22 protein-coding genes and 2 tRNA genes are annotated in these 26390 nt (G+C 27.9%); 8 read left to right on the plus strand and 16 right to left on the minus strand.

The annotated features are described in order from the left end of the window. The first annotated feature begins 88 nt into the window (after nucleotides 1–88). Nucleotides 89–3058 (plus strand): M16 family metallopeptidase, encoded by a 2970-nt coding sequence (locus ACN5J5_RS11555; protein ID WP_418645045.1) that lies wholly within the window; start codon nucleotides 89–91, stop codon nucleotides 3056–3058. A 90-nt stretch (nucleotides 3059–3148) separates the two neighbouring features. Then, nucleotides 3149–3895 carry a 3-oxoacyl-[acyl-carrier-protein] reductase gene (fabG, locus tag ACN5J5_RS11560; protein WP_418645046.1) on the plus strand — a complete coding sequence of 249 codons (747 nt, stop codon included), beginning with the start codon at nucleotides 3149–3151 and terminating at the stop codon, nucleotides 3893–3895. Between the two features lie 234 nt (nucleotides 3896–4129). Here the strand turns inward: fabG and ACN5J5_RS11565 are convergent, their stop codons facing one another. The 3 genes from ACN5J5_RS11565 to ACN5J5_RS11575 all read right to left on the minus strand — a co-directional run bounded on the left by ACN5J5_RS11565 (nucleotide 4130) and on the right by ACN5J5_RS11575 (nucleotide 7767). Further along, nucleotides 4130–4561 (minus strand): helix-turn-helix transcriptional regulator, encoded by a 432-nt coding sequence (locus ACN5J5_RS11565; protein WP_418645047.1) that lies wholly within the window; start codon nucleotides 4559–4561, stop codon nucleotides 4130–4132. 512 nt (nucleotides 4562–5073) lie between these two features. Further along, a complete protein-coding gene (locus tag ACN5J5_RS11570) occupies nucleotides 5074–6396 on the minus strand; it encodes a sensor histidine kinase (protein ID WP_418645048.1) in 1323 nt (440 codons plus the stop codon). Next, nucleotides 6397–7767 carry a sigma-54-dependent transcriptional regulator gene (locus ACN5J5_RS11575; protein WP_418645049.1) on the minus strand — a complete coding sequence of 457 codons (1371 nt, stop codon included), beginning with the start codon at nucleotides 7765–7767 and terminating at the stop codon, nucleotides 6397–6399. It abuts the gene before it with no gap. Nucleotides 7768–7931: 164 nt separating this feature from the next. Between ACN5J5_RS11575 and ACN5J5_RS11580 the strand changes: the two genes are divergently transcribed. The 3 genes from ACN5J5_RS11580 to ACN5J5_RS11590 all read left to right on the plus strand — a co-directional run bounded on the left by ACN5J5_RS11580 (nucleotide 7932) and on the right by ACN5J5_RS11590 (nucleotide 12413). Beyond that, nucleotides 7932–9176: an efflux RND transporter periplasmic adaptor subunit gene (locus ACN5J5_RS11580; protein WP_418645050.1), complete on the plus strand. Its 1245-nt coding sequence runs from the start codon at nucleotides 7932–7934 to the stop codon at nucleotides 9174–9176. A 95-nt stretch (nucleotides 9177–9271) separates the two neighbouring features. Then, a complete protein-coding gene (locus ACN5J5_RS11585) occupies nucleotides 9272–9973 on the plus strand; it encodes an ABC transporter ATP-binding protein (protein ID WP_418645051.1) in 702 nt (233 codons plus the stop codon). A gap of 19 nt (nucleotides 9974–9992) precedes the next feature. After that, nucleotides 9993–12413: an ABC transporter permease gene (locus ACN5J5_RS11590; RefSeq protein ID WP_418645052.1), complete on the plus strand. Its 2421-nt coding sequence runs from the start codon at nucleotides 9993–9995 to the stop codon at nucleotides 12411–12413. 199 nt (nucleotides 12414–12612) lie between these two features. Here ACN5J5_RS11590 and ACN5J5_RS11595 read toward each other — a convergent pair whose 3' ends face one another. The 5 genes from ACN5J5_RS11595 to ACN5J5_RS11615 form a co-directional block, all read right to left on the minus strand. Then, on the minus strand, nucleotides 12613–13416 hold the full coding sequence (locus tag ACN5J5_RS11595) for a helix-turn-helix domain-containing protein (protein WP_418645053.1): 804 nt from the start codon (nucleotides 13414–13416) through the stop codon (nucleotides 12613–12615). A 195-nt stretch (nucleotides 13417–13611) separates the two neighbouring features. Then, nucleotides 13612–17298, minus strand: a complete 3687-nt coding sequence (purL, locus tag ACN5J5_RS11600) for a phosphoribosylformylglycinamidine synthase (RefSeq protein ID WP_418645054.1) — start codon at nucleotides 17296–17298, stop codon at nucleotides 13612–13614. Between the two features lie 104 nt (nucleotides 17299–17402). After that, nucleotides 17403–18191, minus strand: a complete 789-nt coding sequence (locus tag ACN5J5_RS11605; protein WP_418645055.1) for a carboxypeptidase-like regulatory domain-containing protein — start codon at nucleotides 18189–18191, stop codon at nucleotides 17403–17405. A 129-nt stretch (nucleotides 18192–18320) separates the two neighbouring features. Further along, nucleotides 18321–18404, minus strand: a tRNA-Leu gene (locus tag ACN5J5_RS11610). 38 nt (nucleotides 18405–18442) lie between these two features. Continuing rightward, a tRNA-Lys gene (locus tag ACN5J5_RS11615) sits at nucleotides 18443–18515 on the minus strand. Nucleotides 18516–18622: 107 nt separating this feature from the next. On the opposite strand from ACN5J5_RS11615, the gene ACN5J5_RS11620 reads away from it, so the two are divergent. Then, complete coding sequence (locus tag ACN5J5_RS11620) at nucleotides 18623–19141, plus strand: shikimate kinase (RefSeq protein ID WP_418645056.1); 519 nt, start codon at nucleotides 18623–18625, stop codon at nucleotides 19139–19141. On the opposite strand, the gene ACN5J5_RS11625 is transcribed toward ACN5J5_RS11620, so the two are convergent. Together ACN5J5_RS11625 and ACN5J5_RS11630 are read right to left on the minus strand one after the other, a co-directional pair. Further along, nucleotides 19133–19636 (minus strand): phosphoribosyltransferase family protein, encoded by a 504-nt coding sequence (locus ACN5J5_RS11625; RefSeq protein ID WP_418645057.1) that lies wholly within the window; start codon nucleotides 19634–19636, stop codon nucleotides 19133–19135. The two genes, ACN5J5_RS11620 and ACN5J5_RS11625, sit on opposite strands and share 9 nt — an antisense overlap. A 26-nt stretch (nucleotides 19637–19662) precedes the next feature. Then, nucleotides 19663–20052: an RNA-binding S4 domain-containing protein gene (locus tag ACN5J5_RS11630; protein ID WP_418645058.1), complete on the minus strand. Its 390-nt coding sequence runs from the start codon at nucleotides 20050–20052 to the stop codon at nucleotides 19663–19665. Between the two features lie 79 nt (nucleotides 20053–20131). Here ACN5J5_RS11630 and ACN5J5_RS11635 point away from each other — a divergent pair, with 79 nt between their 5' ends. Beyond that, on the plus strand, nucleotides 20132–21001 hold the full coding sequence (locus ACN5J5_RS11635) for an FKBP-type peptidyl-prolyl cis-trans isomerase (protein ID WP_418645059.1): 870 nt from the start codon (nucleotides 20132–20134) through the stop codon (nucleotides 20999–21001). 224 nt (nucleotides 21002–21225) lie between these two features. On the opposite strand, the gene ACN5J5_RS11640 is transcribed toward ACN5J5_RS11635, so the two are convergent. From ACN5J5_RS11640 to smpB, 5 genes are all read right to left on the minus strand, one after another. After that, the gene (locus tag ACN5J5_RS11640) at nucleotides 21226–21858 is read right to left on the minus strand and encodes a porin family protein (RefSeq protein ID WP_418645060.1); all 633 of its coding nucleotides are present in this window, start codon (nucleotides 21856–21858) and stop codon (nucleotides 21226–21228) included. An 87-nt stretch (nucleotides 21859–21945) separates the two neighbouring features. Beyond that, nucleotides 21946–22896, minus strand: coding sequence for a transketolase family protein (locus tag ACN5J5_RS11645; protein WP_418645061.1), 951 nt, complete (start codon nucleotides 22894–22896; stop codon nucleotides 21946–21948). A gap of 52 nt (nucleotides 22897–22948) precedes the next feature. Beyond that, entirely contained in the window at nucleotides 22949–23530 is a 582-nt protein-coding gene (locus tag ACN5J5_RS11650; protein WP_418645062.1) for a Maf-like protein, read from the minus strand. Further along, nucleotides 23520–24413: a hypothetical protein gene (locus tag ACN5J5_RS11655; protein ID WP_418645063.1), complete on the minus strand. Its 894-nt coding sequence runs from the start codon at nucleotides 24411–24413 to the stop codon at nucleotides 23520–23522. Before ACN5J5_RS11655 ends, ACN5J5_RS11650 begins: the two co-directional genes overlap by 11 nt. 1 nt (nucleotide 24414) lies before the next feature. Further along, entirely contained in the window at nucleotides 24415–24873 is a 459-nt protein-coding gene (smpB, locus tag ACN5J5_RS11660) for an SsrA-binding protein SmpB (RefSeq protein WP_418645064.1), read from the minus strand. 212 nt (nucleotides 24874–25085) lie between these two features. On the opposite strand from smpB, the gene ACN5J5_RS11665 reads away from it, so the two are divergent. Next, nucleotides 25086–25823, plus strand: coding sequence for a DUF6503 family protein (locus ACN5J5_RS11665; RefSeq protein ID WP_418645065.1), 738 nt, complete (start codon nucleotides 25086–25088; stop codon nucleotides 25821–25823). Between the two features lie 15 nt (nucleotides 25824–25838). Here the strand turns inward: ACN5J5_RS11665 and ACN5J5_RS11670 are convergent, their stop codons facing one another. Beyond that, nucleotides 25839–26354, minus strand: a complete 516-nt coding sequence (locus ACN5J5_RS11670; RefSeq protein ID WP_418645066.1) for a SixA phosphatase family protein — start codon at nucleotides 26352–26354, stop codon at nucleotides 25839–25841. Nucleotides 26355–26390: the final 36 nt, after the last annotated feature.

A 26390-nucleotide genomic window follows, 5' to 3' on the forward strand; every position in this document is an offset into this window, starting at 1 on the left:
CTGTTAAAATAGTATAATATTTTATTGTATAATCCGTTGAATTTGTAAATTCAACGGATTTTTAATTTCAATCAAAAAACAAAACTTTATGAAAACAATTAAACTGCTATTTATTAGTATGTTACTTGTATCCGCAGTAGGATGTAAGAAAAACACTACTTCAGAAAAAGAAGTAAAAACCGAAAAGCACTCGGATGCTAAAGGTTATAATTACGAAACAGTAACAAACGACCCAACAGGTTTGCGTTTATATACTTTGGATAACGGACTAAAAGTGTATCTAAGTAAAAATACCGATGAACCAAAAATTCAAACTTATATTGCTGTTCGCGCAGGATCTAATTACGATCCAAAAGAATCAACAGGTTTGGCGCACTATTTAGAGCATATGGTGTTTAAAGGAACTCATAAAATTGGTACTGCTGATTGGGAAAAAGAAAAAGTTTATTTAGATAAAATTTCAGCTTTATATGAACAGCATAGAGCGGAAACTGATACTGTTAAAAAATTAGCATTATACAAAGAAATAGATAAAGTTTCTTTAGAAGCATCAAATTATTCAGTTGCAAATGAGTATGATAAAATGACTGCTTCTTTAGGTGCTACTGGTACCAACGCACATACTTGGTTTGAAGAAACAGTGTATAAAAATAAAATTCCTGCAAATGAATTAAATAAATGGTTAGGTTTAGAAGCAGAACGTTTTAGTACGTTAGTTTTACGTTTATTTCATACAGAGTTAGAAGCTGTTTTTGAAGAATTTAATAGAGGACAAGATAATGATGGTAGAAAACGTTATGCCTCTATGTTAAAAGGGTTATTTCCTAATCATCCTTACGGACAGCAATCAACTATTGGTACGGCAGCACATTTAAAAAATCCGTCAATGGTAGATATTCATAACTATTTCAATAAATATTATGTACCAAATAATATGGCAATTGTTTTAGTAGGTGATTTAGATTTTGATACTACTATGAAGCAGATAGATGCTACTTTTGGTAAGTTTGAAAAGAAAGAATTAACACATCCAACATTACCTAAAGAAGAAGTAATTACTGCACCAGTTGTAAGTGAAGTTTTTGGCCCAACATCAGAAAGTATTTCTATAGCTTACCGTTCAGGTGGTGTAAATACTAAAGATGAGAAGTTTGTTACTTTAGTAGATATGATTATGTCTAATGGTAATGCTGGGTTAATCGATTTAAATTTAAATCAAAAACAAGCGGTACAATATGCTGGTTGTTCACCAACATTTTTAAATGATTACGGATATCATTCTTTTACAGGAGCTCCTAAATCAGGTCAAACTTTAGATGAAGTTAAAGATTTATTATTAGCGCAAGTTGAAAAGTTAAAAAAAGGTGAATTTGATGAATGGATGATTGATGCGGTTGTAAATGACTTAAAATTAAGTCAAACACGTCAGTATGAAAATAATACCGCTTTAGCATCGGCTTACTTTAATGCTTTTATCCACCATGAAAATTGGGATGATAAAGTAAAATTCTTAGATGAGTTAAAGAAAATATCAAAACAAGAATTGGTAGCTTTTGCTAATAAATTTTACACAAACAATTATGTTGTAACTTATAAACGTAAAGGAGAAGACAAAAATATTGTAAAAGTATCTAATCCTGGAATTACACCTGTAAAATTAAATAGAGATAAAAGTTCTGAATTTATTACTGCTTTTAATAAAGTGGAATCAGCACCTTTAATGCCGAAGTTTATAGATTATAAAACAGCGATTAAAGAAACTAAAACAACTAACGGAATTACTGTTTCTTACGTAGAAAATGAAAAAAATGATTTATTTGATATGAATATCATTTTTGATATGGGTAGTGATAATGATAAGAAATTATCTTTAGCTGCTGGGTATTTAGAGTATTTAGGTACCGAAAAATATACTGCTGAAGCATTAAAAAAAGAGTTTTATAAATTAGGAATTTCTTATTATGTAAGTGCTGGTAGCGATAAAACTTACGTTGGATTAAATGGGTTAAAAGAAAACTTATCAAAAGGATTAGAACTTTTAGAACATTTATGGGACAATGCAAAAGCTGATCCTGAAGCGTATGATAAATATGTAGCTAAAATTCAGAAGGGGCGTGAAAACGGAAAAACTCAAAAAGGTAATATCTTATTTGGTGGTTTAATGAACTATGGTAAATATGGTGAGAACTCTAGATTAAGAGATATTATGCAAATTGATGAGTTAAAAGCTGTCAACCCAGAAGAATTAGTAGCAATAGTTAAAGACATGAAAAATTATAAACAACGTGTTTTTTATTATGGTAAAGATGTAAAAGCAGCAGTAGCTTCATTAAATGCAAACCACAAATTATATGGTGAATTAAAAGAATATCCTGCAGCTAAAAAATATGTAGAAACTGAAACCGGTGGAAATGTATTTTTTACAGATTATGATATGGTACAAACTGAAATGATGTTTTTAGCAAAAGGAGAACCTTTTAAAGCAGAAAACTTAGCAGCTTCAACATTATTTAATACGTATTTTGGTAGCGGATTATCATCAATCGTTTTTCAAGAAATTAGAGAATCTAAATCATTAGCATATTCTGCATTTGCTTCTTATAGCAACGCTTCTAAAAAAGGAGATTCAAATTATGTAATGGCATATGTTGGTACACAGGCTAATAAATTAGAGCAAGCTGTAGATGCTATGATGGATTTAATGAACAACATGCCTGAAGCTGAAAAGCAATTTAATGCAGCTAAAGAATCAACCTTAAAAAAGTTAGCAGCGCAACGTATTACTAAATCAAACATTTTTTGGACTTATGAAGGTTTAAAGAAAAGAGGTATTGATAATGATCATAGAGAGGCAATGTATAATACTATCAAAAACATGAAAATGGAAGATTTAAAAGCATTTTTTGATAAAAATGTAAAAGGTGAATCTTACAATGTAATGGTAATTGGTAATAAAAAAGATTTAAATGTTGAGTCTTTAAAGAAATTAGGTAAAATTAAAGAATTGGATGTAGATTATTTATTTAACTATGTAAATGAAAAAAAGATAAAATCTTAATCTTTTAATTATTCAATTTAAAATCCTGCTAAAGACTATTCTTTAGCAGGATTTTTATTTTTATATTTGACCTATCAAAACAACTAGGTAATGAAATTATTAGAAAATAAAACAGCTATTATAACCGGAGCTTCTAGAGGAATCGGAAGAGGAATAGCTTTAGAGTTTGCAAAACAAGGAGCAAATATTGCTTTTACATACAGTTCATCTGTAGAAGCTGCAACTGCTTTAGAAAAAGAATTAACAGATTTAGGTGTAAAAGCTAAAGGATACCAATCTAACGCAGCAGATTTTGATGCAGCACAAGAGTTAGCTAAAGAAGTGCATACAGAATTTGGTAGTATTGACGTGTTAATTAACAATGCAGGTATTACAAAAGATAATTTATTGATGCGTATTTCTGAAGACGATTTTGATAAAGTAATTGAAGTGAATTTAAAATCGGTTTTTAATTTAACAAAAGCAGTTATTCGTCCGATGATGAAACAACGTAAAGGATCTATTATTAATATGAGTTCTGTTGTTGGATTAAAAGGAAATGCTGGACAAGCAAATTATGCAGCTTCTAAAGCAGGAATTCTAGGTTTTTCTAAATCGGTAGCTTTAGAATTAGGATCAAGAAATATTAGAAGTAACGTAGTTGCTCCTGGATTTATTGAAACAGAAATGACTGCAAAATTAGATGAAAAAGTAGTTGAAGGATGGCGTAATGAAATTCCTTTAAAAAGAGGAGGTACACCAGAAGACATTGCAAATGCTTGTGTATTTTTAGCTTCTGATATGAGTGCTTATATTACAGGTCAAACTTTATCTGTTGATGGAGGAATGTTAACATAAAACATTAAAAAATATTTTTTAATTTAAAGCCTACTATTATTAAATAGTAGGCTTTTTATATTTTTGAATTATGATAGAATTCAAGTTTATTCTAATAATAATTGTTGTGTTTATAATTGCTTTTTGGTTGACTGACTTTTTAAAAAAGAAAAGAGACAATTATTAAGTGTGATTAAAATTATAGTATTTACTAATACAGAATTTCAGATTATAACATTAATCAATAAATTATAATTATTGATTATAAGCTTCAAAACTTCCATCTTCAAAAAATAGAATTATTCGACTAATTTTCTTGTCGTTTTTACTGTTTTTCTCAATCGCTGAGAATTGCGTATTTGATTTATTTTCGACCTGTTGTTCAGATATTTCATTTTCAGAAAATAGAGAAGGAGTTACAGTTTTTTCTTCCTGATTCTCTTTTTGCATTTTCTGTTCAAACTTTTCTTCCTTTTTAGGAAAAGAACCTTCTCCGTACAAAAACCAATATAAATCTACTTCAGGGAATTTTTGAACAACTTTCATTACAAAATCTAAACTAGGTTTATTTCTGCCAGACAAAAGGTGAGATATACTAGAGCGTTGTACTTCTATAGAATCAGCAAAAGTTGATGAAGTTAAATTATAATATGCAATAATTTCTTTTAAACGTATAAGTAAGGTCATAGCTAGTTTACAATTGTAAATAATGAGAATTTACAACAAAGATATATAAATGTAAATTACTACGCAATACATCTATATTTGAGAAAATTAGATATTTAAGACAGTATAAAGTAAAGAATTACATTAGATTACATACCGTAAAACACTTAAATACAATTAATTACACAATATATATAGTTTTTAGCTATAAAAACAACCTAGTTAAATGTAAAACGAAGAAGTTTATATAGGTTACTTTTGTCAATTAAGTTATTGAGAATACAGTAGTTTACATTTGTGACATGTTTAATTAACATATAATGAGTAAACACTTATAGAATCAAATAAAACAAGTATATCATCTTTATTATAATGTATATGACAATTATGTGTACGGAGTATTCATGTGTTAAACACTAAATTTACATTTAAATCTTAAAGTGCTGAGTGTAGTATACTTATAAACAAGATTTAATCATCTATACCGCAAAGAAATCAAACTTATATTTTCTTTTTTAAGTAAAATTATTAGTTTACAAATGTAAATTAATCGTGAAGCAAGTATTTTGAGGTGATGAAGTGAATTTAATAGTGCCATTATGAGCTTCAATAATACTTTTGCTTAAAGTAAGGCCAATACCAGAACCATCTTTTCGAGTGGTAAAATATGGAACAAAAATATTATCTTTTATTTTGTCAGAAATCCCTATCCCATTATCAATAACTTTTATTTTTACACGTTCATTTGTTTGCAAGAGAGTTATTTTAATAGTAGGTTGTACAACATCATCCAAAGCATTTATAGCGTTTGATATTAAATTAATAAGCACTTGCTCTATTTGTTGTTTATCAGCATTAATAATAATAACATTTGCATTATTAAAACTACATTTAATCTTTTTTAAGCTAAATTCTTGTTGAAATAGCACTAATGTATTTTTAATAATTTTGGTAAGGTTTGTTTTTTTCTTTTGTGGTAACGGCAACTCAGCTAACTTTCTATAAGTATCTACAAAAGAGGTTAAATGATGCGATCGTCTTTTAATAATTTGCAATCCTTCAGTTAACTCTTCAATAGTTTCTTTATCCGTTTCACCGTCTTGTAAAAGATAACCTAAGTTTTCGGCTAAACTACTAATAGGTGTAATGGTGTTAATTATTTCGTGCGACATTACATTCATTAATTTATACCAAGCTTCTTTTTCTTTTTTATCAATTAATTGTTGAATTGTTTCTAGCGAAATAATTAAATATTCAAATTGATTGGTTTGTGTTATCGAAGTTTTTAAAAAAAAACTTTCTTTATTATTATTAACATCAATAGTAATAGTGTGCTTTAAACTTTTCCATTCTGATAAATAAGAAACTAATCCTCCTATTTTATCTTTAAGTAATGTCCAATTATAAAATTTAGGAATTTTTAAAAAACCAGTAAAAGCATTGTTAATTTGAAATACTTCAATATTTTGATTTAAATCTTTTCTTAAAATTAATATTCCAATACTTAAACTTTCAATAATATTGGTAAGAATAAGAGCTTCTGATGCCTTAGTTAAACTTTTTATTCGATGTTTTTCTAATAATAAAGCTGTTTTGTTGTGTAACGGATTTGCTCTTTTTTTTATTGAAATTTTATTAGAATAATCATCATGTAATAAACAATCGATTGATTTTTCTATATCAGCAAAAAGTTTTTTTAAGTAATCAATAAATAAAAATACCTGAAATAAAAAAAGAAGAGAAAACCCAATTGTATTTACAATATATCCTTTAAAATAGGAATAAAATATTACGATTCCGTTTATAATTAAGAATAAAATTCTAATTAATATTTGCAAAAACTGAGGTTTTCCCATTTATAATTTATGTTTTTCTAACCTTCTATATAAGGCAGCTCTTGTTAATCCTAAATCTTTTGATGCTTTAGAAATATTACCTTGATGTTTTTGCAATGCCTGTTCAATTAATAATTTTTCAGTTTCTTCTAAATTAAGATTATTAGCTAATGAAACAGCTGTTTTTTTAGTTGAAAAATGTAAATCTTCTAATTTAATTTGTTTATTATCAGTAATAATAACAGCACGCTCTACAATATGCTCAATTTCTCTAATATTTCCTGGCCAATGGTAATTTTTTAACCCATTAATTGCATGTTTATCAAAATCAATTATGTTTTTTCGATATTTCTGATTCAGTTTTTTTAAAAAATAATTTGCTAACAACTCAATATCTCCAGTACGATCACGAAGTGGAGGCAGGTTCAATTCAATTGTATTAATTCTAAATAATAAATCTTGACGAAATTCTTGTTCATCTACCATTTTATGCACGTTAGCATTAGTAGCACAAATTATACGAACATCAATTTCACGTTCTTTACCTTCACCTAGTCTTGTTACTTTTCTATTTTGAATTACTGTTAGTAATTTAGCTTGTAAATGGAGTGGAAGGTTACCAATTTCGTCTAAAAAAATTGTTCCACCTTTTGCCAATTCAAAACGACCAATTGTATCTTTTTTTGCATCTGTAAAAGCTCCTTTTACATAACCAAAAAGTTCACTTTCAAACAAATTTTCATTTAAAGCACCTAAATCTACATGAATAAAAGGATTGTTTTTTCTTTCGGATTTTAAATGTATTTCTTTAGCGAAAACGTATTTTCCGGTTCCATTTTCTCCTAAAATTAAAATATTAGCATCTGTTGGTGCTACTTTTTGAGCTAATTTTACAGCAGATTGCATTGCTTTAGAAACACCAATAATATGTTCAGTTTGTTTATGAAAATCTTTATTATTTAGCTTTTGTACTGTTTCTAATTGCGTGTTTTTTCGTTTTGAACGCGATAATTCTACACCAGCATTTACAATTCCGTATAATTTTTCTGTATTCCAGGGCTTTAAAATAAAATCAGTAGCGCCTTTTTTTATGGCATCAACAGCTAAATTTACGCTACCAAAGGCTGTCATTAAAATAACAGTAGTTTCTGGACTAACCTCTTTTATGTGTTTTAACCAATACAAGCCTTCTTTACCATCTTCATAACCAATACGATAATTCATATCTAATAAAACAACATCTATTTGTTTTTCTGTTAGATAATTGCTAATCTTTTTAGGGTTATTGGCGGTAACTATTTCTGTAAAAAATTTCTTTAAAGTTATTCTTACAGAAAATAAAATATCATCATCATCATCAACAATTAAAATAGTTGCTTCTTTTTTTCTCATACTACATAGTTAGTGTTTTGTTTGAATATGAACAAAATAATGTTCAAAAATGAACACTAGTAAAATCAATGTAAATTACAATTATCTAATAAACAGTCTTTTATGGGTTTTATTTTCATTGGCACATTTATGGCCTTAATTAAGCCAAACGAAGATATTTAAAAATGGACAAACAGATAAAAAGAAATAATAAATCAACTAAAAAAATAATACTTTGGGTATTACCAGCTATAATATTAATTAGTTTTTTAATAATGAATTTAACACGAAAAAAACAAGTTAATGTTAAAAAAGAAAATATTAGTATAAGAGAAGTGAGTAGGGGAGATTTTGAAGATGTAATATTATTTAATAGCACGGTTACTCCTAAAACAACAGTATTAGTAAATGTAATTCAGGGTGGTTCTGTTTCTGAAATTTTTGTTGAAAGCGGACAAATTGTAAAAAAAGGAACTCCTTTATTAAAAGTATATAATCCGAATGCTGAATTAAATTATTTAACGCAAGAAACAGCCATTGTTGAACAAATAAATAATTTAAGAAACATTCGTGTAAATATTACCAACCAACAATTAAATTTAGATCAACAATTATTAAGTATCGGTAATGATTATAGAAATGCAACACGACAATTTAAATTAGATTCAACTTTATATAGTAAAGATGTTGTTGCTAAGAACGATTATCAAAAATCTACTCAAGAATATAGTTATCAAAAAGAAAGAAGTGGGGTAATTAAAAAGAGTGTTTTTGAAGAAAAAAAGAGTAGAAGCGTACAATTGACAAGAATTAATATTTCTATTAAAAACATGCAAAAAAGTTTAGAACTATTAAGAAAAAATAAAGAAAATTTTACAGTTAAAGCTCCAGTTAACGGGTTGCTTTCATCTTTTAATCCAATTTTAGGAGAAAATTATAATCAAGGACAGCCAATTGGTAAAATTGATGTTTTAGACGGATATAAATTAGAGGCAAAAGTAGATGAGTATTATATATCTAAAGTAAGTGAAGGAATAAAAGGTAGCATTTCTCTTAATGGGATTGATTACGAAACTAAAATTGATAAGATTTTTACAGAAATTGTAAACGGACAATTTAAAGTAGAATTAGTTTTTACTGAAAAAACTGCGCCAAAAAATGTAAAAAGGGGGATGTCTTTAAAAAGTAAAGTTTTTTTATCAGGAAAATCAGAAGCACTTTTAGTTCCTAAAGGATTGTTTTATCAAAGTACAAATGGTAAGTACGTTTTTGTATTAGATACTGAAAACAAAGCAGTAAAAAGAACTATAAAAATTGGTAGAGAAAATCCTTTTTATTACGAAGTTTTAGACGGATTAAAAGCAGGTGATAAAATTATAGTTTCTAGTTATGATGACTATAAAAAGGTAGAAGAAATTAATATTGAATAAGTAACAAAGACGCAAAATCAAAAATAAATAATGTCAGTTTGAGCGCAGTCGAGATCTATTTTAAAAAATAAATAAAGAATTAAAAAACACACAAAATGATAAAAATAACTGATTTAGTAAAAATATACAGAACAGAAGAAATTGAAACGACAGCTTTAAATAAGTTAAGTTTAGAAGTTAAAAAAGGAGAATTTGTATCAATAATGGGCGCTTCAGGTTGTGGAAAATCAACATTATTAAACATTATTGGTTTATTAGATGCACCAAATGATGGAAGTTATCTTTTTGATGAAATTGAAGTTGCTAATTTTTCTGAAAAACAACGTGCAGGTATACGTAAAGCAAATGTTGGTTTTGTTTTTCAGAATTTTAATTTAATTGATGAACTTTCTGTGTATGAAAATGTAGAGTTACCATTAATATATAACGGTGTAAAATCATCAGAAAGAAAAGAACGAGTTAAAGAAATTTTAGAACGTATTGGTATCGCTCATAGAGCAAAACATTTTCCGTTACAATTATCTGGTGGACAACAACAAAGAGTAGCAGTAGCAAGAGCTTTGGTTACGAATCCTAAATTAATTTTAGCAGACGAGCCAACTGGAAATTTAGATAGTAAGAGTGGTAATGATGTTATGGAATTATTAACCGAATTACATGCTGGCGGAGCAACAATTGTTATGGTTACACACTCGTCTTACGATGCGCAATTTTCTTCTAGAGTAATTACTTTAAAAGATGGAGAAATTATTTCTCAAAAAGAAAATACTCATAAAGTTGATGTTTTAATTCAATAATTAATAAAAGAAAGAAATTATGATACAAACATGGTTTAAAATATTTTTTAGAAATCAACAAAAAAATTGGCTAAATTCTTTAGTAAATATTAGTGGATTAACACTTGGTTTAGCAGGGTTATTAATTGTTTTGTTATACTTAAATGAAGAGCAAAGCTATAATCAATGGAATCCTAATAAAGATGATGTTTATAGAGTAAATCTAAAAAAAGCAAAATCTGATGAAGTTTGGTTTACAGTAAATGCGGGTATGTATATTACGTTTCCAAAAGAAATACCAGAAGTTACAGAAACTTTAATGGTAAAACCTTTTTATAGAAGTAGAGTAGTACAGTATAATGATGTTTTTGAATTTACTGATAAAGTGATTTCTACAGATCCACAGTTTTTTAATTTCTTTCCATTTGAAATTATTGATGGTTCATCTCAAAAATTTGCAGAAACAAGAACAAACATTGCGTTATCTGATTCATATGCAAAGCGAATTTTTAAAAACGAAAAAGCAGTTGGAAATACTGTTAAAATAGGTAATAAAAATTTTATTGTTGCATGTGTTTATGTAATACCAAAAAACTCACATCAAGAACCAGATTTGTTACTACAGTTTAGTGAAGATTTTGAAGTAAACTGGGGAAATCATAATAATGAAGTTTTTTGTAGAATAACAAAAGGTTCAGATTTAGGTGCATTGAAACAGAAAATGAATCAAATTATTATTGATAAAGCTTATAAACCTAATGCTAAAAAGCATGGGATTTCTATAGAAGAAATAGATAAACGTTATGGAATACCAACTGTTTTATTAGACAAGTTGGATACAATGTATTTGCATAATACAGCAAAAAGAGCGGGTCCAAGTGGTACTGGAAACTATCAGTTATTAATGGTATTACTAGGTTTGTCAATTTTATTAATAGTTATTTCTTGTGTAAATTTTATCAATTTATCTGTTGCATATGCAATTCAGAGAGCAAAAGAAGTTGGTGTAAAGAAAACTTTAGGGTTATCAAAAAAGCAATTAATAATTCAATATATTTTAGAGATTGTTTGTCAAGGTTTAGTTTCATTTATATTAGCATTGATAATTGTCGAATTGGTATTACCATTTTTTAATGACTTTGTAGATAAAGAAATTTCAATGTTACATAGTAATTCATTATTTACATTGTTTATAGTTGCAGTAGTAATATCGTTTCTTATTGGTAGTATTTTTGCAATTTATTTATCAAATTTTAAAGCTATTGAAGTTTTAAAAGGAAGCGTTTCTAAAAGTAAAAAAGGAAATTTATCCAGAAATATAATGCTAGGACTTCAGTTTTTAATCTCTGGTTTTTTTATAATTAGTATGTTAATTGTTGGAAGTCAAATTAATTATATGATGCAAAAAGACCTTGGTTTCGACAAAGAACAAGTGCTTTCTGTAAAAGTATATAATATTAAAAATGAATATAAAAAATATCAACTAACCAAAGATGTTTTATCTAAAAATAAAAATATAATAGATATTACTTCTAGTATGTTTGTACCTGGAGAAGGTTTTGTAAACGGTACTGGTTTAAAACATAAAATTAATGATATTAGTTTTAATTCAGCTTCGAACGTTGTTGATTATAACTATTTAGATTTTTCGAAAATTGAAGTTTTAAAAGGGAGAAATTTTTCTAAAAGCATTGCTTCAGATAGTATTAATAAAATTATAATAAACGAAACTGCTGCTAAAAAATTAGGAATTTATAATAAACCAATTGGCGAGAAACTAAATTTAGGTTGGTTAGAAGATGATAAACCTGGTTTTGAGGTGATTGGAATGATACAGGATTATCATTTTGATGGTTTTGATGCAGAAATATCACCAATGTTTATGGTACTTTGGACAAGTGTAGATTTTACAAGAAATTGGATTCCTGCTTTTCAGTTTAAAATTAAACCAGAAAACATTGATAAAACTATAACAAAAATAGAAATTTTTTGGAAACAAAATGTTGATGCAAAATATCCTTTTTCATATGAATTTTTAGATAAGAAATTTGCAAAAACATATGATAAATACAAAAAACAGCAAGCTATGTTTTTAATTTTATCTGTTTTAGTAATTTTAATAGCATTACTTGGTTTATTCGCTTTAGCAACACTAACTATTCAGCAAAGATTAAAGGAAGTTGCTATTAGAAAAACTTTAGGAGCATCAGTAAAAGAAATTATGTTTCAACTATTAAGAAATTTCTTGAAAATTGTAATTATTTCTTCTATTATATTAATTCCGATAGCTTATTATTTTATGCAAAATTGGTTAGAGAATTTTGTTTACAGAATAGAAATGCCAATATTACCTTATATAATAACGCCTTTAATTTTAGTTATATTGGTTTTTGCAGTGGTGGGTTTTAAAGCTTATAAGGCAACAAAGGTAGATTTAATTAAATACTTAAAATTTGAGTAATGATTAAAAATAGATAAGCTTATAAAAAAAGAATTTTATAGGCTATTGTTAAAAAAATAAAAAGAGCAAAAGTTAACCTTTTGCTCTTTTTTCACTAACTATTGTTTTATTTAATAAGTTTCCCCCTAAAAAGTATTAAATATTTAAACTTATTCAAATATAACTCCGAATTTAATGTTTTAACTGTAAAAAATCGTAATTATAATTTTTTTGAGTATGCTTTTATTAAAGGATATTCTTTTTTAAAATATTCTTTTGGAGACTCCGCCATAAATAATTTAAAATCTTTAATAAAATGTGAGTGATCATAGTAATTATACATATAAATAAGATCATTAATATCTATCTCTTTACCTTCATATTTACGCATTAATTTTATAAAACGTATTAGTCTTATATATTTACCAGGAGTTAAACCTATAATTTTTTTAAATTTTGTTTCTAATGATTTTTGAGATAAAGGTACTACGGTTAATAAATCTAAAACCTGTATCATACCTTCTTTTTCTAAAATATAATCAATGGCTGTATCAATAAAATTAACATCTTTATCTATAAATAAGTTTAAATTATTAGTATGCTTTATAATAGCTTTTATTAATTTAACTATATCGTTTTCATATTCTAAAAATATAGAACTAAATTCATTAAATAATTTTTTATTGATGTTTTCAACTTGCAAGTGTTGATTTGTAATTAAAGAAATATCAGTTCCTAAAATTTTATACAAAGCCGTTGGGTGTAAGTTAGCACCAATATTATGAACGGTTGAATTTACAAAATAATGATAGGAAGAATTAAATTGTCCAGTTACAATGAGTTCTTTAAATTTAGTGATGTTTTTTTTATGAGTAATTACTTGTTCTTTTCCATAAGCATAGGTAATTGAAGGAAATCCAATGGGTATAATAGTTGATTCAAACGGTAAATTAGCAATAGAGATACTAAAAAAATTATTTATAAGTCCTCTTGCATCTTTTTCGTTATAAAAATTATATTCCATTTAGCTTTTTTTCTTTCAAAGATAACTAATCATTTATAAAAATAGCTGTAAAATGTATAGTTTACTCCAATTATTGTGTAAGTGAATTTAAAAATAGTGTAAAAAATCGTAATACTGTTTACAAAAAATAAAAGCGCATAAAAAAACAACTCTTTATTTATAAAGAGTTGTTTTTAGGGTTTATAATAAAAGAGATTATTTAGTCTTTAAAATCCAATTTTTAGCATTTACAAAAGCTTCTAACCAAGGCGAAACTTCGTCTTTTCTGTTTGATGGATAGTTAGCCCAGTTCCATTGAAAAGTAGAGCGCTCAATATGTGGCATGGTTACTAAATGACGTCCTGTTTTATCAGACATCATTGCTGTATTAAAATCTGATCCATTCGGATTATTAGGATAACCTTCGTAACCATATTTAGCTACAATATTGTAATTTTCTTCAGCTTCTGGTAAACTAAACTTACCTTCTCCATGAGAAATCCAAACTCCTAATTCAGTTCCTGCTAAACTTGATAACATTACCGAATTATTTTCTTGAATTTTTACAGAAGTAAATGAGCTTTCGTGCTTTTTAGAATCGTTATGCACCAATTTACCATGAACTTTATGATCTGGATTGATTAAATCTAATTCCATCCATAATTGAGCTCCATTACAAATTCCGACAGATAAAGTATCTTCTCTTTTAAAGAAGTTATTTAAAGCTGTATTTGCTTTTTCGTTGTATTTAAAAGCACCTGCCCATCCTTTTGCCGAACCTAAAACATCAGAATTAGAAAAACCTCCAACAGCACCAATAAACTGAATATCTTCTAAAGTTTCACGGCCCGAAATTAAATCGGTCATGTGTACATCTTTTACATCAAAACCAGCTAAATACATGGCATTTGCCATTTCACGTTCAGAATTACTTCCTTTTTCACGTATAATTGCTGCTTTAGGTCGATCAGTATCCGATCCAACAGTATCTTTTAATTTTCCTGTAAACTGAGTAGGGAAGGTGTATTGTAAAGGTTGTTTTTTATAATTGTCAAAACGATTTTTAGCTAACCCATTTGCTGTTTGCTTGTTGTCTAATAAATAAGAAGTTTTATACCAAACATCTCTCATTTCAGCAACATCAAAAGAGAAGTTTTCTTCGTTGTTTTTAATAGTTACTGTTCCTGAATTATTAGCGTTACCAATAGTAAAGAACTCAATCTTATTTTCTGATAAAATTGTTTCTACTGAAGCATCAGCTTGAAAAACAATTCCTGAATTTTCAGCAAACAAAACTTTTAAAGAATCTTCTTCATTCAAGGCTGAAATATCAAAATTGGCACCTAAATTAACATCAGCAAAACACATTTCTAATAAAGTGGTAATCAATCCACCAGAAGCAACATCATGCCCAGCAGAAATTTTATCAGCTTTAATTAAATTTTGAATGGTGTTAAAGGTGTTTTTTACAAATGATGAATTTTTAACATCAGGAGCATCACTACCAATGGTATTTAAAACCTGATTAAAAGAACTACCACCTAATTTAAAATCATCTTGAGAAATGTTTATATAGTAGATTTTTTGTCCGTTTTGTTGTAAAACAGGTTCAACAACCTTGCTAATTTCATTACAGTTTGCTGCTGCCGAAATAATTACGGTACCAGGAGAAATTACTTCATCATCTTTATATTTTTGTTTCATTGATAAAGAATCTTTCCCCGTAGGAACATTGATTCCTAAATCAATAGAAAACTCTGAAATAGCTTTTACAGCTTTGTATAAACGTGCATCTTCACCTTCATTTTTACAAGGCCACATCCAGTTTGCTGATAAAGAAACCGACGCTAAATTATCTTTTAAAGGTGCCCAAATAATATTGGTTAAAGATTCGGTTATAGAATTTCTACTTCCTGCTTCTGGATGAATTAATCCCGAAATAGGCGAGTGCCCAATTGATGTTGCAATCCCTTCTTTTCCGTTATAATCTAGTGCCATAACACCAACATTATTTAACGGAATTTGTAACGGGCCAACACATTGTTGTTTAGCTACTTTACCACCTACACATCTATCTACTTTATTGGTTAACCAATCTTTACAAGCTACAGCTTCTAACTGTAAAACTTGGGCTAAGTAGATTTGTAAATTTTTGGTTTTATATCTTGAATTTTTATAGTTTCTAACAACTGTTTTATCCGTTAAAACAGTTTTAGGAGAACTTCCAAACATATCTTCTAAAGCTAAATCCATTGGTTTTTCTCCAGTAGTTTCAGATTCGAAAGTAAAACGATCATCACCGGTAACATCACCAACAGTATAAATAGGAGAACGCTCGCGCTCTGCAATTTTTTGTAAAGTATTAATATGTTTATCAGCAATTACTAGTCCCATACGTTCTTGAGATTCGTTTCCGATAATTTCTTTTGCTGATAGGGTAGGATCCCCAACTGGTAAATTATCTAGATTGATTTTTCCTCCAGTATCTTCAACTAATTCCGATAAACAATTTAAATGCCCACCTGCACCATGATCGTGAATAGAAACAATAAAGTTTTCTTCACTTTCAACCATACCACGAACTGCATTGGCAGCACGTTTTTGCATTTCTGGATTAGAACGTTGTACTGCGTTTAATTCAATTCCTGAAGCAAATTCACCAGTATCAGCCGATGAAACCGCAGCTCCACCCATACCAATTCTGTAATTTTCTCCACCAAGAATTACAATTTTATCACCTTCTTTAGGTGTATCTTTTAAAGCTTGTTCTGCTTTTCCGTATCCAATTCCACCGGCTTGCATAATTACTTTATCAAAACCTAATTTTCTTGGTTTTGCATCGCTAGAAGCTGCATTTTCTTCGTGTTCAAAAGTTAAAACAGAGCCTGTAATTAATGGTTGCCCAAATTTATTTCCGAAATCTGAAGCTCCGTTAGATGCTTTAATTAAAATATCCATCGGAGTTTGGTATAACCATTCTCTAGCTTCAAATTTTTGTTCCCAATGCCTGTTTTCTTCCAAACGAGAATACGAAGTCATATAAACAGCTGTACCAGCTAAAGGTAAAGAACCTTTTCCGCCAGCAAGTCTATCCCTAATTTCTCCTCCAGATCCTGTTGCTGCTCCGTTAAAAGGTTCTACAGTTGTAGGGAAATTGTGTGTTTCTGCTTTTAAAGAAATTACAGATTCGTATTCTTTTGTTTCGTAAAAATCTGGTTTGTCTGCAGTTTTTGGTGCAAATTGCTCCACTTTTGGTCCTTTTACAAAAGCAACATTATCTTTATATGCCGAAACAATATCGTTAGGATGTTGTTTAGACGTTTCTTTTATTAGTTTAAATAGGGAAGTAGGCATTTCTTCTCCATCAATAACAAAAGTTCCATTAAATATTTTATGACGACAGTGCTCTGAGTTTACTTGGCTAAAACCAAATACTTCAGAATCTGTTAATTTCCTTCCAATTTTGGTTGCAACACTTTCTAAATATTCAACTTCTTCAGTACTTAAAGCTAAACCTTCTTGTTGATTATATGCAGCAATATCTTCAATTTCTAAAATAGGTTCTGGCTGAATATCAATAGTAAAACTATCTTGATTTAAACCGCTATATTTTTGAGAAATCATAGGGTCGAAAGCAGCAAAATCTTCTTTTACTGTTTCAAATTCTTCTATTCTGATGATATCAGAAATACCCATGTTTTGAGTTATTTCTACAGCATTGGTACTCCAAGGAGTAATCATTGCAGCTCTTGGTCCAATAAAAAAGACGTCTAAAGACGTCGCATTTATTTTAGGCTGATTGCCAAATAACCAAGTAAGTTTTGATATAGTTTCTGTAGATAATTCTTTTGTTGTTTGAACAGCAAATACTTTACTGTTTTCGTTTCCAAAGAAATGAATCATTATGTTGTTGTGTTAGTGTGTTGTTTAAAGGTGTAAATTTACTTATTTTGAATGAAATAAAAGCATAAAAAAAGCAGCAATTTTTTGCTGCTTTTTTTATGCTTTTATTTGTTATCAGGAATCCTATCTATTTCTATTTTTCCTTTTTTCTGAGCTTTATGAGTTTCGTAACAGTTTAATATAGCTTCTATAATTTGAAGGTCACTAGCTTTTTTTATAAAAAACTCTGAATAATTACAGTCATCTAATAATTTATTAAGTTCTTGTTTATCCATTTCTAGGTATTCCATCATTACTTCACGATCAAATTTACCTGCTAGCATTTTTCGTAAATCATCTTCTTCTTTTAACTTTTTCAACTTTTTAAGTTGTCTCGGTTTTTTTCCAAAAAGATTATAAACCATATCAACCGGACTAAAAATCTTATCGATAATAGTAGTTCGTTTTTTAGGCTTACCAACTTCGTAAGTTTGAGCTAATCCATTAATATGAATTCTTGTAAAACGATCTTTAGGAACTTGTTTTATATCAACTTCTAAAACCCCAATAAGATTTGTTGATTTAATAACAACTTCTTTCATTTCTTCAGGTTTTTCTTCTAAAGAAATTATTACTTCGTTTCCTTTTAATAAGTCATTGGTTACTTTTAACTTAATAGAAGTATATCCTAAGTAAGATACCAAAACAGTATCATTAGCTTTACTTGTTAATTCAAACAGTCCGTTTTCATTGGTAATTGTACCAGTTACGGTGTTTAAATTTAAAATATGAGCTGCACTTAAAGGTTTTTTAGATTGTGCATGAATAATTTGTCCTTTTAGTTTTTGTTTTTGAGAAAAACCAAATAAAGAAAATAGTACTAAAAATATTGTTATGTAGTGTCTTTTTTGCATGATGCAATAATAACAATAATAATTTAAATTACCCTAACGGATTATCTGTAAAATTACTGTAATTAAATAACAATAATTGGTTAATTTTTATGAAAAAACCACAAATAGCAGTTGCTATTTGTGGTTTTGTGCACGTAACAAGAATCGAACTTGCACGTTCTTACGAACACAAGCCCCTCAAGCCTGCGCGTCTACCAGTTCCGCCATACGTGCATAAACAAAAAAAGCTAAGCAAATGCTTAACTTTTTAGTGACCGGGCTGGGGCTCGAACCCAGGACCCTCTCCTTAAAAGGGAGATGCTCTACCAACTGAGCTACCAGGTCATTGCTTCTTTGTAAAAGCGGTTGCAAATATACAACAGTTCTTTAATTCTAAAAAACTTTTTTGTAAAATTTTTTGTTGATATTTGTAACAGCTTAATTGTTAGTTTATGAAAATAGTATTAATAGGGTATATGGGCAGTGGTAAATCTACAATTGGTAGATTATTAGCCGAAACAAACAATGTTTCTTTTATAGATTTAGATAATTATATTGAAGAAAAAGAAAAAATGAGTGTCTCAGATATTTTTGAACAGAAAGGAGAAATTTATTTTAGAAAACAAGAACACCTGTATTTAAAAGAAGTATTAGCTTTAAAAGAAAATATAGTGCTAGCTTTAGGAGGAGGAACTCCTTGTTATGCAGGTAATATGGATGTTCTTAAAACTTTTAAAACCGCAACAACAGTGTATTTAAAAACAAGTATAAATACTATTGTTAATAGATTAATTAATGAAAAAAGCGAACGACCTTTAGTTGCCAGATTAAAAAAAGATGAGTTACCTGAGTTTATTGCAAAACACTTATTTGAAAGAAGTTATTTTTACAATAAATCAGCATATAAATTAACTGTTGATGCTAAAAGTATTGATGAAATTGTTAGCGAATTAAATAATTTATTAGGTTAAGTAAACAATTGTTTCGTTGTCTTTAAACTCTACAACTACATGTTCTTTAATAGATGTAGAAAGAGAAATTCCTTTAAAATCAGCTTTTACAGGATATTTTTTATGATTTCTATTTACTAATACAGCGGTTTTAAATCGTTTTAAAGGAGTATCTAAAAAATGTTTTACTGCATATATTAATGTTGTTCCCGAATTTAAAACATCATCAATTAAAACTAGTGATTTATTTTTATAAGCATCAGTACTTAAAGAGGTAGTAACCGAATTAATTGGATTTTTTTTATCAATAAAAACTTTACAAAGTGTTACTTTTAAAGGTGATATTTTTGATAATACAGCACAAATTTTTTCGGTAAACAAATAACCGTTTTCCACAATTCCAGCAATTACAATTTCTTTTTCGTTACTATTACTTTCATAAATTTGAAAAGCAATTCGACGAATTTTTTGTTCAACTTGTATATTGTTTAATATAATATTATCAGCTACTGTCATCAATTTTATTTTAAAGGATAAAGATATTATATTTTAGTATTATTTTCTTCAGAAACTTCATTATAATCATCAATATCACGTCGATCTTTTTTCGTAGGTCTTCCAGCTCCTTTTTTACGATAATAATCTTTAGAATATTTTAATAACTCTGTTCGCTCAAATTCTTCTTTCGGAGTTAAATCTTTTCGATATAAATCAACCAATTTAGCACCAACACGATTAGGCGGTATGTCTAAAACTTTAATTTTATAATTAATTTGGTTTTTTCTGACGGTAATTTCTTCATTACCAAAAATATCTTTTGATGGTTTTAAGTTTGTACCATCAATTTTAACATGCCCTTTTTTACAAGCATCTGTAGCGATACTACGGGTTTTATATAGGCGTATACACCATAAGTATTTGTCAATTCTCATATAAAAAGTTAAAATTTATCTTTTAGTTTTTTACAAAGGTATAAAAATGGTAAATTGCGCGTTAAAATTTATAAATTAAATGATAAAATTTAAGCACTTATTTTATACTGTAGTTATTGCTACAGTTTTATATTCTTGCGGAAGCGATAATAATAATTCTTTTGTAGATAATCACGATCATGAAGGTCAGGCTGTTATAGATAATGATTCTTTAATAAAGTTTTTTAAAAATAATTATTATAATGCAACTTTAGATTCTGTTAAAGTTATTGATAATAATCAAACATCTTTATTTGATGATGTTAACTTAGTTACAAAAGAAGTTACAGAAAATGAAATTGATTATAAACTATATTATTATATAACAAAAGTAGGAACTCCAACTGTTGATAAAGGGTTTCCTACTGTAATGGATTCTGTTTATGCAAAATATAGAGGGCAAACAATTGTTCGTAATGATAGTTTAAGTGCTGATTTTGATAAAAATACAACATGGTTTTCTTTAAATAATGTTATTAGAGGTTGGACCTACAGTCTTGTACATTTTAAAGGAGGAAATAATGTTACTGGTAACGGTCCTATAACGTATGAAAACGGAAGTGAGGGAATTATTTTTATTCCTTCAGGTTTAGCTTATAGAAATGGAGGAACGGGTAATATTCCACCTAATTCAAACTTAATGTTTACTGTTGAATTATGGGATTTTGTAAAAGATACAGATGCTGACTTAGATAATGTACCTTCTATTTATGAGGATATTGACGGTGATGGAGATCCTAGAAATGATGATACTAATGAGAATGGAATAGCAAATTATAATGATGTTGATGATGATGGAGATGGTATTTTAACAAAAGACGAAGATAAAAATGGTGATGGAGATCCTAGAAATGATTTTAACGATCCGAACAAACCAAATGTACCAGATTATTTAAATAGAGATATTTAACAAAAAAACCGAAACTATAAACGTTTCGGTTTTTTTTATGCTAAGTTAATAAATAGCATTCTCTTAAGTTTATTACTTTAACTCTAAAGTAAGTATAAGAGGTGTTATAGTCGTTTAAAGCCGATAAATAAACGAACTAAATAAGTTGTTTAACATGTTAATAGATTCCACAAAAAAAGGAGTTAGTTTTTAAACTAGCTCCTTTTTTTGTGGAATATTAGGTCTTAAAATCTGTAAGAAAGTCCTACGATTATTTGATCTACACGAGTATCAAAATTTACATCACCTGCATTTACATTAGAATCAACAAAACTTGTTTCTGTGTCAGATAAAGCTCTTTCCCAACGAACATCAATTCCTAATTTACCTAATTCGACACCAGCACCAAATTGTAAACCTAAAGAAAATCCATCAGATTCTACTTGCTTTAAATCATCAATATCAAACTTAGAATCTAAAATATACTGAAAAGAAGGTCCAGCAAAAACATGCGCAACACTAAAAAACTTCATACCAACTAATACTGGGATGTCAATTTTTTGAAATTTATAATTAGTAGCTTTGTTCTGAAAAACATTAGCAATTCCAGTAGCTTGCTTATAAGTTACTTCATTACTTAATTGTGTGTATACTAATTCTGGTCTTATATATAAACCAACTATAGGAAGTTTAAAGCGTGTCCAGATACCTGCATGAAAACCTGTTTTGCTTTCAGCACCTTCAAAAACATCATCTTTAACGTCTGAAAAGGAATCAGAATTATAGTTAATACCACCTTTAACACCAAATTGTATTTGACTTTGCGTTACTTGTAATCCTCCAATTAAAAGGAAAAGTATAAAAATTGTTTTTTTCATTTGTATTAGATTTAGTTATTATTAAAATGTAAAACACATCACTTAAACTTTAAAAGTGATGTGTTTATTGTTTGTTTAAGATATTAATTATTTTCTTGAAATAACTTTTTCTACAGCTTTAATGATAGATTTATCATTTAAACCATACTTTTTCATTAACTCATCAGGAGTTGCAGATTCGCCAAAACTATCGTTTACAGCAACAAATTCTTGTGGAGTAGGAGTGTTGGTAGCTAAACAACGTGCAACACTTTCTCCTAAACCGCCTAATTTATTATGTTCTTCGGCAGTTACAATACAACCTGTTTTTGCTACAGATGATAAAATAGCTTCTTCATCTAAAGGTTTAATAGTGTGAATATTAATAACTTCTGCAGAAATTCCTTTAGCTTCTAATTGTTCGGCAGCTTGTAATGCTTCCCAAACTAAATGACCTGTGGCAACTATAGTAACATCGTTACCTTCGGTAAGTTTAATTGCTTTTCCTATTTCAAAAGGTTCATCTGTCATAAAAACAGGAACTTTTGGACGTCCAAAACGTAAATACACAGGTCCTTCATAATCTGCAATGGCAAGTGTTGCGGCCTTTGTTTGGCTATAATCACAAGTGTTAATTACAGTCATACCAGGTAACATTTTCATTAAACCGATATCTTCTAAAATTTGATGCGTAGCTCCGTCTTCTCCTAAAGTTAAACCAGCATGCGATGCACAAATTTTTACATTTTTATCAGAGTAAGCAACTGATTGACGAATTTGATCGTACACACGACCTGTAGAAAAGTTTGCAAATGTACCTGTAAATGGAATTTTACCTCCAATAGTTAATCCAGCAGCAATACCAATCATGTTTGCTTCAGCAATTCCTATTTGAAAAAAACGTTCTGGATGATTTTTTTCAAAATCATTCATTTTTAACGATCCAGTTAAATCAGCACAAAGTGCAACTACATTTTCGTTTGTTTTACCTAATTCAGTTAAACCATCACCAAAACCAGATCTAGTATCTTTTTTTTCTGTGTAAGTGTATTTTTTCATTTTTTGTGTTGTGTTGTAGGTGTCAAAAATAATCTTTTATAAAAATATAAAGTTATAATTTTAATAATTCTTTATAAAGTTTATGAACAGGAAAGCCCATTACGTTAAAATAACTGCCTTCAATTTTTGTAATACCAATCTTCCCAATCCATTCTTGTATGCCGTAAGCACCAGCTTTATCAAATGGTTTGTATGTTTTTATATAATAATTAATTTCTTCGGATGATAACTTTTTAAATGTAACTATCGTGGTGTCATTTATAGTATGCTGAAATTTTTTATTAGTAATACATATTGATGTAATTACTTTATGTGTGTTGTCTGATAGTTCTGTAAGCATTTTAAAAGCCTCTTCTTTATTTTTAGGTTTGCCTAAAGCTTTGTTATTTAACCAAACAATGGTATCTGAAGTAATTAACAGTTCGTTTTTTAACAACTCTTCTTTAAAAGGTTCGGATTTTAACTGTGCTAAAAAATCCGTTATTTCAGTATCTTTTAAGTGATTTGGGTAAATTTCATCAACTTCTTTTGTTTTGATGCTAAAAGGAATGTTTAAACTTTTTATTAATTCTTGTCTTCTTGGTGATTTAGAAGCTAAAATTATAGAATAATCGGCTAATTTATTAGATAACATATTTAAAGTAATAAGCAATGGCTATAATTCCTAAAATTCCAAAAACATGAAAATATCTCATAGTTTTTAAAAAAGATTTTAAGCTTTTATTGGTTGTTGTTTTTGTGAAAAAATACAACAAATATAGCTGAGGAAATAGGTTTGAGACTATAATGGTTATAAAAAGATATTTAGTATTTTTAAAATACATTGCCAAAAGCACAATTAAAAATGCTGAAAAAGACATAATAGCAAAAGCTACATTCTTGGCTCTTTTACGACCTAATAATATAGGCAATGTTTTACGTTTGTTTAAGTGATCGTTATTTATATTGCTAATATTTATTATAAGTTGTTCTGATAAAGTGCTTAAAAATGATAAAATTAAATATATAATGGTTATAAATTGTAAATTAAAAAACAATTCCCATTGTATCGGAGTTAAATTAATTGGAGTATCTATCCACCATAAACCAATAATTGTAAAAGGTAATGTAAAAGACTTTATTAAAGAGCTTGTAAATGACTTTTCGTGTACTTTTTTAGAATAAAATAATACTGAAAAAAAACATAGAAGGTAAACTAACGAAAAATAAGGTTTATTTATTTTAAATGATAAATAGGTACCTAAAAAAAAAGCAAATATAAGTACGGTAAAGGCAAGGTGTTTTATGTTTTGTACTACTATATTTTTAGATTTATTATTGTAATAATAACTAAGTAAATATATAGCAGCGTACATAAAAATACATGAAACTGTAAATAAGCATGTATCTAAAAAAGAAAAAACAGTTTCAAATCCAAAACCATACAAAAAAGAGTATTTTGCTAAAAAAATAATAAAGGAAAAGTATAAAATCCGATTCCATTCTATAATATTTAAAATAGCTTTAAAAACAGTCATTTTAATTAAAGTTCTTTTTTATACGCGCTAAGTCCTTTTTATTATCCCTGTCTTTCATTGTTTGACGTTTGTCATGTGTTTTTTTACCTTTAGCTAATGCTATATTAAGTTTTGCCCAACCATTTTCATTAATAAAAAGATTAAGAGGCACAATAGTACTTCCTTTAGCTTCAACTTCTCGTTCTAACTTTTTTAATTCTCGTTTATTTAGTAATAAACGTCGTTCACTTTTAGGTTTGTGATTGTAATGATTTCCAAAAGCATATTCTTCAATATACATATTGATAACAAAAAGTTCTCCATTATCATTAAACTCACAAAAACTCTCTGTTATACGTGCTTTACTATGTCTTATCGACTTAATTTCTGTACCTGTAAGTTGAATACCCGCCGTATATCTGTCAAGTATCTCATACTCAAAACGAGCTTTTTTATTTTGGATGTTTATTTTCTTTTGCATTGCAAACAAATATAATTATTTGGTTATTTAATTAATTGTAAAATATTGTACGTTGCTCTAAAATATTCTTTTTTGGTTATAAATAATGTACGCTTGGTAATATTGTTTAAAAATTAACAATAAGTATAACTTATTAACACAATATTAAATATTCGTAAAATAAAATCCTGTATTTTCGGTTTTTTAAATAATGATTAAATTTTAATAAAAACATGCGATATTTAATACTGATTTTTCTTTTTGTAATATCATGTAAACCACAAGATAAAGCGATAAACGCTCAAGAAATTATTAATAAATCTATAGAATTATCAAAGCTTAAATCTGTAGAAAACGCAACGTTGTCTTTTACTTTTAGAAAGAACAAATATACAGCTAAACGTAATAATGGAAAATTTGAATTGGTTAAAATTGTAAAGAAAGATTCTTTAAAAATTAAAGAGATACTTTCTAATATAGATTTTAAAAGGTTTAAAAATGATGAATTGATTAAATTATCAGAAAAAGACAAAAATAACTTTAGTAACTCCGTAAATTCTGTACATTATTTTTCAGTTTTACCGTTGGGTTTAAACGATAAAGCAGTAAATAAAAAGTTATTAGAATCAGTTACTATTAAAGGAAAAGAATACTATAAAATACAAGTAACTTTTAATGAAGAGGGTGGTGGAGACGATTTTGATGATGTTTTTATTTATTGGTTTGCAAAAGATACTTTTTACTTAGAGTATTTAGCGTATAAATATCATACAAATGGAGGTGGTGTTCGTTTTAGAGATGTAAAAAAAGAACAATTTATAAAAGGTGTTCGTTTTGTTGATTATAACAATTACAAACCTTTAGATAAAAACATTAATTTTAAAGAGATAGATAAATTATATGAGGATGATAAGCTAAAAAAATTATCAGAAATTGTATTGAACAATATAAAAATTAACTTTATTGATTAGATAAAATACTTAAGATTAATCAATCTTAAGTATTTTTGTTGATGTTGTTTTGTTTCTGAAAGATTTTTTTAAAGAAATCATATATAAGCTAGCATTATCATCATCGCTCATTGACTCATAAGCATCCATTTTTAATATTTTATTAGCAAATTGAGGAGTAGTATTACTATGACCAACAATTAATGTTATTTTTCCTGATGTGTTTTTTTGAAATTCATCATTAAACATATCTCTTGGATCGTAACTTAAAATTTCTAAATTTTTACTTTTTGCTGTTGGAGTAGCAGTTTGTTGAGTTCTGTTATAATTGGTTGAATAAACTGCATCCAAATCAATATCTTTAAAATAATTTTTCCAATTTTCAGCACGTTTCAATCCATCTTTATTCAAATTTGGATTTCTATTTGTTTTATCAGTTCTATCTTTTTCGGCATGACGAATTAAGTAATAAGTTGTAGTTGTTTCTTTAAAATTACAAGAACTAAGCATTGAAAGCGCAAAAACAAAAAGGAAAAAATATTTTTTCATCATAATTATATCATATTAAAGGGCGAATATACTTAAAAA

Source organism: Tenacibaculum insulae (assembly GCF_964512435.1).
GTDB classification, from domain to species: domain Bacteria; phylum Bacteroidota; class Bacteroidia; order Flavobacteriales; family Flavobacteriaceae; genus Polaribacter; species Polaribacter insulae_A.

What these genes read in the sequence shown, in the direction of transcription:
- fabG (WP_418645046.1), top strand. Translation starts at nt 3,149, where the DNA reads ATGAAATTATTAGAAAATAAAACAGCTATTATAACCGGAGCTTCTAGA.
- smpB (WP_418645064.1), bottom strand. Translation starts at nt 24,873, where the DNA reads ATGCAAAAGAAAATAAACATCCAAAATAAAAAAGCTCGTTTTGAGTAT.
- ACN5J5_RS11570 (WP_418645048.1), bottom strand. Translation starts at nt 6,396, where the DNA reads ATGGGAAAACCTCAGTTTTTGCAAATATTAATTAGAATTTTATTCTTA.
- ACN5J5_RS11655 (WP_418645063.1), bottom strand. Translation starts at nt 24,413, where the DNA reads ATGACTGTTTTTAAAGCTATTTTAAATATTATAGAATGGAATCGGATT.
- ACN5J5_RS11555 (WP_418645045.1), top strand. Translation starts at nt 89, where the DNA reads ATGAAAACAATTAAACTGCTATTTATTAGTATGTTACTTGTATCCGCA.
- ACN5J5_RS11605 (WP_418645055.1), bottom strand. Translation starts at nt 18,191, where the DNA reads ATGCAAAAAAGACACTACATAACAATATTTTTAGTACTATTTTCTTTA.
- ACN5J5_RS11645 (WP_418645061.1), bottom strand. Translation starts at nt 22,896, where the DNA reads ATGAAAAAATACACTTACACAGAAAAAAAAGATACTAGATCTGGTTTT.
- ACN5J5_RS11635 (WP_418645059.1), top strand. Translation starts at nt 20,132, where the DNA reads ATGATAAAATTTAAGCACTTATTTTATACTGTAGTTATTGCTACAGTT.
- ACN5J5_RS11670 (WP_418645066.1), bottom strand. Translation starts at nt 26,354, where the DNA reads ATGATGAAAAAATATTTTTTCCTTTTTGTTTTTGCGCTTTCAATGCTT.
- ACN5J5_RS11665 (WP_418645065.1), top strand. Translation starts at nt 25,086, where the DNA reads ATGCGATATTTAATACTGATTTTTCTTTTTGTAATATCATGTAAACCA.
- ACN5J5_RS11630 (WP_418645058.1), bottom strand. Translation starts at nt 20,052, where the DNA reads ATGAGAATTGACAAATACTTATGGTGTATACGCCTATATAAAACCCGT.
- ACN5J5_RS11595 (WP_418645053.1), bottom strand. Translation starts at nt 13,416, where the DNA reads ATGGAATATAATTTTTATAACGAAAAAGATGCAAGAGGACTTATAAAT.
- ACN5J5_RS11620 (WP_418645056.1), top strand. Translation starts at nt 18,623, where the DNA reads ATGAAAATAGTATTAATAGGGTATATGGGCAGTGGTAAATCTACAATT.
- ACN5J5_RS11580 (WP_418645050.1), top strand. Translation starts at nt 7,932, where the DNA reads ATGGACAAACAGATAAAAAGAAATAATAAATCAACTAAAAAAATAATA.
- ACN5J5_RS11575 (WP_418645049.1), bottom strand. Translation starts at nt 7,767, where the DNA reads ATGAGAAAAAAAGAAGCAACTATTTTAATTGTTGATGATGATGATGAT.
- ACN5J5_RS11640 (WP_418645060.1), bottom strand. Translation starts at nt 21,858, where the DNA reads ATGAAAAAAACAATTTTTATACTTTTCCTTTTAATTGGAGGATTACAA.
- ACN5J5_RS11565 (WP_418645047.1), bottom strand. Translation starts at nt 4,561, where the DNA reads ATGACCTTACTTATACGTTTAAAAGAAATTATTGCATATTATAATTTA.
- ACN5J5_RS11625 (WP_418645057.1), bottom strand. Translation starts at nt 19,636, where the DNA reads ATGACAGTAGCTGATAATATTATATTAAACAATATACAAGTTGAACAA.
- purL (WP_418645054.1), bottom strand. Translation starts at nt 17,298, where the DNA reads ATGATTCATTTCTTTGGAAACGAAAACAGTAAAGTATTTGCTGTTCAA.
- ACN5J5_RS11585 (WP_418645051.1), top strand. Translation starts at nt 9,272, where the DNA reads ATGATAAAAATAACTGATTTAGTAAAAATATACAGAACAGAAGAAATT.
- ACN5J5_RS11650 (WP_418645062.1), bottom strand. Translation starts at nt 23,530, where the DNA reads ATGTTATCTAATAAATTAGCCGATTATTCTATAATTTTAGCTTCTAAA.
- ACN5J5_RS11590 (WP_418645052.1), top strand. Translation starts at nt 9,993, where the DNA reads ATGATACAAACATGGTTTAAAATATTTTTTAGAAATCAACAAAAAAAT.